The organism is Candidatus Nanopelagicales bacterium (genome assembly GCA_030700225.1).
Lineage (GTDB): Bacteria > Actinomycetota > Actinomycetes > S36-B12.
Genome location: JAUYJT010000003.1, coordinates 38,176 through 48,934, shown reverse-complemented (window position 1 = coordinate 48,934; position 10,759 = coordinate 38,176). Strand labels below are relative to the sequence as shown.

Genomic DNA, 10,759 nt, shown 5'->3' with positions numbered 1-10,759 from the left:
ACACCGGCGACACCCCGATCACCGAACCGTCAGCCTGACCATCAAGGCCCCACCCCGAACACCGGGACGGGGCCTACGTCATACCGCCTCAACCGCACCCACGATGACGCCGACATCCTCATCCAGCGTGGCGGCTAACACCGAGAAGGAAGTGGTGCATCTGCACGATCACCCTCGTTCGCCCCGGTTGCCGTGGAAGCTAGGCGGCCCGTTGCCACGGGTACCGCTGGGTGACCGTGATCTGCTGAGATCCCTGGACAACGATCGTGGCGGTGTACACGGGGACGAGCCGGGTTTGCTTGACGAAGAAGAGGGCGAATCCGACGAGGCCCACAAGTATCCAGACGAACAGCACGATGATGATGATGCCGGTGAGTACCGCCCAGGCTGGGTGGTACGTCTCTTGGATCTCACGCTGCTCGCGGACGAGTGTGGCGTCGCGCGCATCCCAGCGGGCCAGCCAGGCGCCGTTTGTGGCCGCGCCAAGGTAGTAGTAGCTGGAGACGAGCGCGACCGTGGAGCCTACGGGTACGGCCGCTGCAACTGAGTAGGTGACTGTGCCGACTAGCGTGTCGGCGGTCTCGCCAGCGTCACCTGGCGGTGTGTAGCGCGGGTCCGGGGCGGACATGTGGCCCAGCATCGCACGGTTTCCGGCTGATGGCCTCGTGCGATCTTGCCGCGCGCTCCCGGGCGCCTGGACCGCGCGCAGCCTCCGCCGCGCTTTCGCCACCCAGGTCTATCGGGAGTCGGGCCAGGACTTGCGGTTGACCCAGGATTTGCCCAGGCATTCGGCTACGGCGGCGTATGTGGCGGTGGCGGATGAGGCATTGTGGGCGGCGGTAGCGGCGGCGGCGTGAGCGCGCCGGGGAAGAACGTTTGCAGAAGTTCGGGTGAGTGTCGCGCCAGCCACGCTTGGGCGGCCGCGCCGTCGATCTCCCACACGCGTCCCCCGGCGCTCCACGCGCCGCCACCGACCCACACAGCGTAGGTCGTGGCCGCACCGCCACGAGCGCGGATGATCCACGCTCCTGACGGGGAGAGGAGGAGCTCCTCCTGGATCCAGTCGCTGATACCGGCGGCGATGGTCGCGACGGCGACTGTCACCGCTCCGGCGAACTGGGCGGTCATGTAGCCGAAGCTACGCCTGAACCGGGGGTTTCGCTGGACAGGGCCGGGGGTTGTCTTGGTCGCGGCCCACGCGCGTCGCGTTGGCGTTCTAGTCAGGGTTGCGGCTGCTGCCCCTGGCTCCACGTGGCGTAAAGGCGGAAGACGCTTTCATTCAGCGCGAGCCGTTCGCTCCAATCGCCGGACGTAGGCGGCCACTTGAACTCCGCGATAAGCGCTCGGATGACTGATTCGAGAGATGTCCGCCCGGCAGGTATGTGACTTCGTGGCGTGATCACGCCCTTGTTAGTGAGCGCGGCTTTCTGGAGATGCAGATGGGGGAAGACCACCCCGAGAGTCGAGTCCGGGTGCCAGTGCCATTCGATGAGCGCCTCTGCGTCCACTGCGATCTGGTACTTGTAGCCGCGAGTGCTGATCTTCCAGCGTTCACCGGGCAACTCGTCGGGTCGCTCCGTGAACGAGTAGAGCATCAAGGCGCGGAAGTGGAGTCGCCCGTTCTGGAGTCCGTTGTCGCCGTTGAGCATCCAGGAATGGATCTGCGTCTGATCCTTGTCGCTCCGGCCCCCAGGGCTGCATGTGACCTTGCCTTGGCCCTTGAGGCAGGCAATGGACTCCTGAATGGGCTTCGCGAATGCTTTGTAGGCCGCGCTTGGAGTTCGTCCGGGCAAGAGGATCAGGCTTCGCCGAAGGGCAGAAGCATCACTAGCTCTGTCACGCCGGGGCTCGCCGGGTCCTCTTGGATGGCGCCCGAGTGGTAGCCGTCGAGGAACTCCTGGCCCGGCAGTCCCAGGAGTCGACGAGCTTCTCTGTCGAACAACTCATGTGCTTGCTTGACCGTGAGTTCTTCAGTTTCCACGGTTGGCGGTCTGCTGAGGACAGCCATGGCGACCCCTTCGCTTGTCTCCTATCAGAGTAGAGCAGAGGGGCACGACATAACCTGGTGGATCAGGATAGAAGTCCCAGGATGCCGTTAGGTCACCCCAGGCGCGAAGAAACGCCCCCGTTGACCGAAGACAGCGGGGGCGTCAGACCTGGAGTCATCCTCCCGGCGGGGTTGGTCTGAGTCCAGCGCGGCCCCCTCCAAAGGGGGTGCACCACGCCTTGTCAATAGGGGAGACGTGCTTAGGCCGCGAGAGGTTCGAATCCTGTCGGGGGCGCCTCGTGAAGTCGCGTGACATAGGAAAGGGTCTTTCAGGAATCCGCGGCGAGTTGGGGCACACTGTTGCGTTGAAGTTCGCCGAGGACTGGGAGCACACGATGTTCAAACATGGCTGGGTTGCAGCGAGGGCCAAGGTCATCGACGCCAGTTTCGGGGACGTGATCCAAGCGGGCCCGCTGATCTACGCAAACTACGTCATTGACGACGCCAAACTGGATGCACTGCCGGAAGATCTTGAGGGAAGTTAGGGCTCTTGAGACTCGGGCCTGTTGGCGTGTTCGCAGAACTCACCGCTAGCGGTGGCCGCGCGACCATCACTCAGACGTTGGCGTGCGCTTCCATACCTGCCCGATTTCCGGGGTGGTGGGTTCGTCGCTCATGGCCGAGTCGGGGGGGTACCGGTCCAGCAAGGACGTCAGGGTCTGTGCCGGCGGGACGTCGCCAAGTCGACGAATCACGTCGACGGTGCCGTAGCCAGGCAGGAATCCGGCAGACGCCCGGGCAGCGAACCACGTCGGGTGCGAACTCTGGGACACGTAAGACGACGTTGCCCACGTCCAGTAGTCGGCATAGGTCTTGCCCAGTACCGGCGAGTATGCGGATCGGTCGAACTGTTCGTCACCAGGTTGCGGCTGCTGGGATTTCTCGTACCAGCCGATTTCGCGCAGACCATAGAGCGCCGGGCGGGTCCCTGGCCGGGAGTTCAGTTCGTCGTCTTGCCACATCGACTGCACGACTGTGCCCAAGCCCTGGTGCTGCGGGTGAGCCCACAGCTCATCCGGGTTAAGCGTGATAATCACGTCCGGCTTCACCTGCTCAACGATCTTCATCAACTCGGACTGCAGGAGTGCCGTGTCCCAGTTGCGGGTCCCGTTGTCCCAGGAATCCTCGAACTGCGGATGAGCCGGATCGGACAGGAAGAAGATCCGGCTGACCCCTTGCTTGCCCATCGAATCGGTGAACTCCCGCTGACGTTCGTTCGCCAGATCGACCGGAGATTCGATGGTCGAGCCGTTGGCGCCGGTCGGGGGGTTCGGGACCACCCTGACCCCCGGTCCCGGTGGCCGCTCGAGGAGCACCTCCCCGTCGGACTTCGGGTTCTTGCGGATTGCCTCAACGACCTGGCCAGATTCGCCGTTGGTAACCAATGCGATGTCGACGGTCCAGCCCCGTTCCGCGAAACGACCAAGACCGAAGAGGGTCTCGTCATCTGGGTGGGCGGTGATGAACAGCACGGCCTGCGGGCCAGCTGACGGGTCATTGGCTTGCGTCCCCGAGCAGGCGACTGTAACCAAGCTCAGTGCGACGAGCAGCAACGTCGCCAACTGTGCGCGCTTGCGGAAGTGCTGCCGCAGCCAGGTCGCGAGCCTCAACTTCAGATCCAGATGCGAACGTCGGTCGAGGCGGTCGCCATCGTGCGAGCGTTCCACACTCCCCAGCCCCGCGCAACGAGTCAACGTCCTGCTCGCCCCGGATCATTGTGTTACTGGCGTAGGAGTGCCGGCGCTAGGAAGTCGTCGCGACCCCCGGCATCAGGTCACGGGGCAGACACGTGCTGATAGTCCTTGGCTCCGCGCCATCGTCCGCCCCAAGTCCACCCGGCGGCATCAAAGGCCCGGAGCGCCGCACTTCCCGGTAGCAGCATTCCTAGCCGCTCGGGTCTGCGGGCCACGTACTCGTCGCTGGCCGGGTGCGATGTGCGGCCACGCGAGACGTAGGGGTTCTCTATCGGGTTGACATCAATGGCACGGCCGTACGCGTGCATGGACCAGCGCTGGGTTCCGTCGACGTAGCGGCAGTTGAAGGCGCTCGTGTTGTCTGCCTCGATGGAGGCGTAGTCGCTGCCGCCGAACCGCTGGATCGGGCGCATCCGGCGGATTGGGAACTTCGCGGAGGACAGGTCCTTCATGATGCGAGCAACCTGCCTCGCCACCCTCCGGTGCACGACCAGTCGACCTACGCGAGTCCGCCCGGAGAAGGTCCAGTGGCGGACACGCACGACGCGGAGCGCCCGGAGAGGCACGGGGCAGCCACGGCGCCAAGCGCTGGGCGTCATCGCGCGTCGCTCTGCCTGCGTTAACCGCGTGACGCTCGCGAATGGGGGCGGATCGGCTTCGGTCTTCAGTGCGTCAGTGGTGACCGACCCGCTCGCCGGTATCGCCAGCGCGATGCTCGCCACCACTGCGGTAGCAGACAAGGGGAGTCTCGAAATGCGCGAGCCTCCAATCCGTCCCGCCGCCGGCTCAGGCCATTCGTGAACGAGGGGCGTCGGCCCTGAGCGTGATTAGCGGCTTGTCAAGGTACCAGCCCCGGCTCGGCGCGCGAAGGGCCCAGGCCGATGACCCAGGTGGTGCAAATCCTCTACCGATCAAGGACATCCGCCACCCCTCAGGTAGGGGTATCCCCTTTAGGGGAAGGGAAGATCGCGGACGAGCATGATCATGAGGGGGTTTGCATCAGTCAGCCCACGACAAGAGCCGTCGGCGAGGCCCGAGGGGGCTGTCGAGGGCTGGGCGCGGCCGCGGCTAGGTGAGGTCCTGCCCGCAGTGTGGGCAGAAGTGCGCATCGGGGGCGTGCTGCTTGCCGCAGTTCGGGCAGAAGCTCTCCGAGTCGTCATCGGCGACGGCCTGGGGCGCGGGCGGCACCTCTGCCTCAGCGGGCAGGGGCGTCTGGGACTCCGGCGGGGCTACGGGTGCCGGGGCTCCGGGGGCTTCTGGGGCCGTCTCGGCAACAGCGGGCGGGAGCCCCTCAGTGACCGGACCCGCAGTTCCGCCGGGCGACGGCTGTGGAGCGGGAGGAGGTGCCCACTCCGCTGGACCCGAGGCGTCGGATGCGGCGGATCCGGTTCCGCCCTTGCGGCGCCGTCTGGCCACCACGATGATCACCACGACCACGATGATCACGAGAACGACTACGACTACAAGGCCGATCTTGACAGCGGGTGAGCCGAGGCTGAGCCCCGACGCCGGCAACTCCTGGGCCTTGCGCTTGTACTGCTGGGCGAACTGGTGGTTCGGCACTATCGCGATGACTTGGTCGAAGGCCTGGATCGCCGCGTCTCGGTCCCCTGCGAAGTAGGCGGTCAGACCGGTCCGATACAGGTCGGTGACCTTCCCGAGTGAGTTCTCCACGCCTTCGCCTCGTAGCAGCTCCTGCAGGGTTCCGGATGGCTGTACGAAGTTGAACGACTGAGGCTCGCCGGTGATCCCGAAACTGTTGACGCCGATCACGTCACCGACCTTGCTAACGGTTGGCCCGCCGCTCATGCCGCCGGACACTGCCGCGCTTATCTCGTACACGGGGAGAAGCCCGCCCGAAGTCGTCTTCTCGGCGCTGATCGAACCCTCCTTGAAGCTGGGGTTGAAGTTCGCGTCGGTCACGAGGTCCACGGAGATCGGATACCCGATTGACACGACCTCGGTGCCAACGCCCGTGTTGGCGTTGTTGGACAGCGGGACAACTGTCAGATCCTGTGCCTTGATCTTCAGCAAGGCCACGTCCCCCTTGTCGAAGGCAAGCGATTTGATGATCCGCGCAGGGAGCGCCTTACCGGAGGGCTCCCCCGACACGCTCACGCCATATGCGACCGACACGGCCTCATCCGGTTGACCCTTTGTGGACTTGCCGTCGACGCGCCAGTTGCGGGAGAAGGTCGCGATCGTCTCCTTCGACGGTCGTGCTTCGTAGTAGTTGTTCTCAAAGGCGTAGTTGACGACCTTGGTGAAGATGGCGTCCCGGACCGCATTCTCGTAGTTGACGCAGTGTCCGGCCGTGGCAACGTATCCGTCGGGGTTGACGACAAATCCCGTGCACTGGAAGGTCGCGGTGAACGGTTCTGTCTCGGAGAAGTACCCGCCGTTGGTGATGTCGTACACCCAGCCAGTCCAGGTGATCTGCTCGTAGACAACGGCGGGTTGCACGAGCGCCTGTACTTGTTCTAGTGGTGTCGAGGGCGGCGCGGAATCCGAAGGCAGCTGCGCGGAAGCGGCCGCGCCCGGCAGGGCGAGTGCGGCTGCGGCTATCGCGACGCCGAAGATTGTGATGGCGGCGGAGCGGAGCGGATGCTTGCTCTCCCTTCGAGCGACGCCGTCGCGCGTGCATCTCGGAATCGGTGCCATTTCAACTCCCAACATCGACGGGGACCCCGCTGGCGGTCGCCGTGTCACTTGGCGGAAATTGTCCCACTCCGGCCCCGATGAGGCGCGTTTTCAGGCGGTTGGCTGTTCGGTTTCTTCGAGGAGCTTGTCGTGCCCAGGCAGGACCTTGTCCAGTCCGAGAATCGCCATGCCAAGCAGGAACGCGAACGCCAGAATCGCGAACGAGATGGTGAGGGCCTTCGGGTAGCCGATGTTGTCCACGTCCAGGAACGGGTACGGGTACCAATGCAGGAGCGCCCCGTGGATGAACGTGACCAGGAGCCAGACGAGACCGATACCCATCGCGTAGAACAGGTACTTGAACCGAAACGGAGTCCTCGGGCCGAATATCAGCCAGCCCAATGTGGCCAAGATCGGTACGACGACGTGAACCATGTCGTTGTTGATCAGGTCGATGCCCTCAAGGTGGACGAACTTCCCGAGGTAGAAGTTGACGACCAGGCCGGTGATGATGATCGAGAACAATCCGAAGAGCCTGAACACCCGGAATACCGTCGACGTGCGATCAAGGCGGATCGCCAGTAGCAGAGACGTCACCCCCACGACGACGTTCGACAGGATCGTGAAGTAGAAGAACGTGATGGTTAGGCGCACGAACCAGTTATCGAAGTCGGCGGGGTTCCCGTGTCCGCCGCCGTGCGCCACCAGGGCGGCTGGATCGGTCATGACCCAGATGCTGGCGCTGAGCGTCACTCCCCAGATAGCGATTGCCGCGACTACCCCGAACCACACCCGTGCGATTACGTCCCGCATGGTTAGACGGTATCGGCGTCGGCCGCGCCATGCTCGCTGAGCGCCTTGGCCCTGAGGCTCAGTGAGGCTGCATGTTGTCGGCCGCGCTGGAGCCTAGTGCCAGAAGTGACGGGTCCCGGTCAGGTACATAGTGATACCCGCAGCGCGGGCAGCTGCGGTGACGTCGTCATCACGCACCGATCCGCCCGGCTGAACGACTGCCCGCACCCCTGCGTCGATGAGAATCTGCAGACCATCGGGGAACGGGAAGAACGCGTCAGAAGCCGCCACGGCCCCGTTGGCCCGGTCAGCGCCCGCTCGAGCCACGGCCAGCCGCGCGGAATCCACGCGATTGACCTGCCCCATCCCAACGCCGACAGCGGCGCCGTCCCTGGCCAGCATTATCGCGTTGCTCTTCACAGAACGGCACGCCCGCCAGGCGAAAAGTAGATCCCGCAGCACGGCCGAGTCGGCCTGCTCACCGGAAACGAGCCGCCATGAGTCGGCGTCGTCGCCTGGCGCGTTCACCAGATCAGCCTGCTGCAACAACACTCCACCCGTGATCGGTCGGTACTCGGCCCGCGGTTCGGTGAAGTCGTGAGCGACCGTGAGCACCCGAAGGTTCTTCTTCTCGGCGAGCACTTCCAGCGCCGCGGGATCAATGTCCGGCGCTACGAGGACTTCGGTGAACACATCTGCCATAGCGACGGCCATCTCGCGCGTCACCGTGCCGTTGGTGGCAACGACGCTGCCGAACGCCGACAGGGGATCCGTCTCCAGGGCTAGCCCGTAGGCCTCTGCCACATCGTTGGCGATCGCGATACCGCAGGGGTTCGCGTGCTTGATGATCGCTACGCACGGCTCTGTCTGGTCGAACGCGGCCCGAAGCGCGGCGTCGGAATCGACGTAGTTGTTGTAGGACATCTGCTTGCCCTGATGCTGCTCGGCGGCAGCCAGACCGCCTCCACCACCGCCGACGTACAGGGCAGCGTTCTGGTGCGGGTTCTCGCCATATCGCAGTAACTCGGAGCGTTCCCAGGATCCGCCGAGCCACTGTGGGAACCCGCTCGCGTCAGGCGCCACGACATTGCCGAGCCAGGACGCCACCGCGATGTCGTAGGTGGCGGTGTGCGCGAATGCCTTCGCGGCCAGGTCCCGCCGTTGGTCGAGGGTGAATCCGCCGTCGGCAACTGCCTGGACGACCGCGTCGTAGTCGAAGGGCTCGACCGCCACCGCCACACAACGATGGTTCTTGGCGGCCGCACGGATCATCGCTGGTCCGCCGATGTCGATTTGCTCGATGCATTCAGCGGCGTCGGCTCCGCTGGCGACGGTCTCCGTGAACGGATACAGGTTGACGATCAGTAGCTCGAACGGCGCGATTCCAAGATCGGCCAGAGCGCTGACGTGTTCTGGAGCCGAAACGTCTGCGAGAAGGCCCGCGTGCACTCCCGGATGCAGTGTCTTCACCCGCCCGCCAAGGCATTCGGGAAAACCGGTGACGCTCGACACTTGCGTGACGGGGATGCCAGCGGCTGTGATGTGTCCGGCGGTGCTGCCCGTAGACACGATCTCGACCCCGGCTTCGTCCAGGGCGCGCGCGAGGTCGGGCAGGCCCGACTTGTCGTACACCGAAACCAACGCCCGTCGCACGGGTGTGCGGTCGCTCATGGAATCGTCACCTTCCTTCCATCCACGGTGCAGCCGAACCGCGCCAGCCGCGCGACGATGTCCACGAGTAGCACTCGTTCGACTGCCTTGATGCGCTCGTGCAGGGCCGCTTCATCGTCCCCCGGCTCTAGGTCGATCGCTCGTTGCCCGAGAACCGGTCCTGTGTCGATTCCCGAATCCACCAGATGCACGGTGCATCCACTCACTTGGACACCGTAGGTCAGGGCGTCTCGGACCGCGTGAGCGCCCGGGAACGACGGCAGTAGCGCCGGGTGGGTGTTGACGATCCGGCTAGGGAACCTGGTCAGGAACGCCGGGCCGAGGATGCGCATGAAGCCGACGCTGACGATCCACGTTGGCGCGAACGCGGACACGACTTCTGTCAGCGCCTCATCCCACGCCAAGCGGTCCGGGAAGTCCCCTGGCGAAACCTGCGCAACCGGTATTCTCGCCCCAATCGCGCGAGTGACGGCTCCTGTGCCCGACCGGTCGGCGACGACTGCCGCGATCATGGCAGGGAACGACGAGTCCCGGCAGGCATCGATGAGCGACTGGAGAACTGTTCCGGAACCTGACGCGAGTGCTACGACCGGAACTCGATCCACGAGCCAATGCTATGGGGTCCGCACGGGCAGCCCGGCCCGGGTACGAGCGGGCGGCTCAGCTGACGTCGGCTCCGGCCTGCGTCGCGCCTGCCTCTTCGTCAATCCAGCGCCGATCCGTGTGCCGACGTCCTGTGCCATGGGCCGCGCATCCGATACCAAAGTCGGCAGTAGTGCCCAAACAACCGCACCGAGGCCAACTAGCGCCCCGGACGCTAGGGCAGTACCTGGGGCCGGTCCGATCCATTCCAGGCGCCCGCCGCCCAGGGTTCCCCCGGCCAACGATCCCGCGGCGAACCAGACCGCTGCCGTCCCGCCGCCAAGGATCGCGGCCCGCCCTAGGCGGTGGGTCAGGCTGGCGCAGCCACATCGGCGGTGCGCGGTCATTCCCGCGAGCGCTCCGCCGACAGCTATGAGTATCGGCAGGAGTGCGGTCCATGCCGGAGAGGTCGGTGGAAGCGACTCAAGCAACGGTAGGTTCGGCGCGCTGGCGGTGACGCCGACATAGGGCGATAGAACGTTGCTGCCACCGACTGCGATCCCCGGACCCGCTGCGTAGGCGGCCCCCCAGAGGACAGCATTCGGCAGGTACGCGACCTGCAGGATCATCAGACCTATCGACTGCGCGGCCCCCATCTGTGCCGACTGTCGCGCGTCAACGATCGCCGGAGTACTAGCGGCTAGCGACCCGGCAACCAACACAGCGCCGACCGCCACCGCGAACGCGAACGCCACTGCGACTCCTGCCACCGCTCCCGGAAGAGCCAGGGGAGTGTTCGACTGCTTGCGGAAGCCCCAGAATCCAGCTACTGCCGCCACCGCGGTTGACATCACGAGAGCGGACACGGCTGACGCCCGGAATCCCGACACGTCGACAACCGCCGCGACCATCACCGCGGCCGCGACGTATAGACCTAACGCGGGTGCGCACAGGCGAGTCCGCGAACCGGTGGAGCGGCAGATGAGCCATCGAGTGGCTCGTCGGACCGCGAGCAAGGGAATGACCATCATGCCAAGCGGAAGCAGGGTGATTCCGCCGTCCGGGGTCAAGATCCGCGAGTGGTGAGATGCGAGCCACGCAAGACCAGCGGGGCCGACGAGATCTCCCGCCGCCGCTCCCCCTGCCAGCAGCAGCAGCGCCGTCGCGAGAACTCCGACCACAGCCGCCCAAGCCGCGGCCAGGACAGGGACCAACAGCCGGGGCACATCCGGCCCTGCCCGGGTCATCGCCGCTATCCGGAGCGCAGCCCCCATCGTGGATCGTGCGCGAGCCCCTCTTGACGAGGACCTCTGCTGACTCACGGACATCTCAC

General features: G+C 65.2%; 12 protein-coding genes. 1 reads left to right on the top strand and 11 read right to left on the bottom strand.

Annotation, left to right across the window (positions count from 1 at the left end):
- Positions 1-199 precede the first annotated feature (199 nt).
- From Q8P38_00485 to Q8P38_00470, 4 genes are all read right to left on the bottom strand, one after another.
- Complete coding sequence (locus tag Q8P38_00485; GenBank protein ID MDP4013091.1) at positions 200-628, bottom strand: hypothetical protein; 429 nt, start codon at positions 626-628, stop codon at positions 200-202.
- Positions 629-792: 164 nt separating this feature from the next.
- On the bottom strand, positions 793-1,128 hold the full coding sequence (locus tag Q8P38_00480; GenBank protein ID MDP4013090.1) for a hypothetical protein: 336 nt from the start codon (positions 1,126-1,128) through the stop codon (positions 793-795).
- A gap of 92 nt (positions 1,129-1,220) precedes the next feature.
- Positions 1,221-1,793 (bottom strand): hypothetical protein, encoded by a 573-nt coding sequence (locus Q8P38_00475; GenBank protein ID MDP4013089.1) that lies wholly within the window; start codon positions 1,791-1,793, stop codon positions 1,221-1,223.
- Positions 1,794-1,798: 5 nt separating this feature from the next.
- Positions 1,799-2,008: a hypothetical protein gene (locus Q8P38_00470; GenBank protein ID MDP4013088.1), complete on the bottom strand. Its 210-nt coding sequence runs from the start codon at positions 2,006-2,008 to the stop codon at positions 1,799-1,801.
- A 278-nt stretch (positions 2,009-2,286) separates the two neighbouring features.
- Between Q8P38_00470 and Q8P38_00465 the strand changes: the two genes are divergently transcribed.
- A complete protein-coding gene (locus tag Q8P38_00465; protein MDP4013087.1) occupies positions 2,287-2,532 on the top strand; it encodes a hypothetical protein in 246 nt (81 codons plus the stop codon).
- 66 nt (positions 2,533-2,598) lie between these two features.
- On the opposite strand, the gene Q8P38_00460 is transcribed toward Q8P38_00465, so the two are convergent.
- From Q8P38_00460 to Q8P38_00430, 7 genes are all read right to left on the bottom strand, one after another.
- The gene (locus Q8P38_00460) at positions 2,599-3,714 is read right to left on the bottom strand and encodes a PIG-L family deacetylase (GenBank protein ID MDP4013086.1); all 1,116 of its coding nucleotides are present in this window, start codon (positions 3,712-3,714) and stop codon (positions 2,599-2,601) included.
- A gap of 107 nt (positions 3,715-3,821) precedes the next feature.
- Entirely contained in the window at positions 3,822-4,466 is a 645-nt protein-coding gene (locus Q8P38_00455) for a M15 family metallopeptidase (GenBank protein MDP4013085.1), read from the bottom strand.
- A gap of 343 nt (positions 4,467-4,809) precedes the next feature.
- The gene (locus Q8P38_00450) at positions 4,810-6,402 is read right to left on the bottom strand and encodes a trypsin-like peptidase domain-containing protein (GenBank protein MDP4013084.1); all 1,593 of its coding nucleotides are present in this window, start codon (positions 6,400-6,402) and stop codon (positions 4,810-4,812) included.
- Between the two features lie 90 nt (positions 6,403-6,492).
- Positions 6,493-7,194 (bottom strand): Pr6Pr family membrane protein, encoded by a 702-nt coding sequence (locus Q8P38_00445; GenBank protein ID MDP4013083.1) that lies wholly within the window; start codon positions 7,192-7,194, stop codon positions 6,493-6,495.
- Between the two features lie 93 nt (positions 7,195-7,287).
- Positions 7,288-8,844: a bifunctional phosphoribosylaminoimidazolecarboxamide formyltransferase/IMP cyclohydrolase gene (purH, locus tag Q8P38_00440; GenBank protein ID MDP4013082.1), complete on the bottom strand. Its 1,557-nt coding sequence runs from the start codon at positions 8,842-8,844 to the stop codon at positions 7,288-7,290.
- Positions 8,841-9,449: a phosphoribosylglycinamide formyltransferase gene (gene purN / locus Q8P38_00435; protein ID MDP4013081.1), complete on the bottom strand. Its 609-nt coding sequence runs from the start codon at positions 9,447-9,449 to the stop codon at positions 8,841-8,843. Before purN ends, purH begins: the two co-directional genes overlap by 4 nt.
- 9 nt (positions 9,450-9,458) lie before the next feature.
- Positions 9,459-10,673 (bottom strand): DUF6350 family protein, encoded by a 1,215-nt coding sequence (locus tag Q8P38_00430; protein ID MDP4013080.1) that lies wholly within the window; start codon positions 10,671-10,673, stop codon positions 9,459-9,461.
- Between the last annotated feature and the right edge of the window lie 86 nt (positions 10,674-10,759).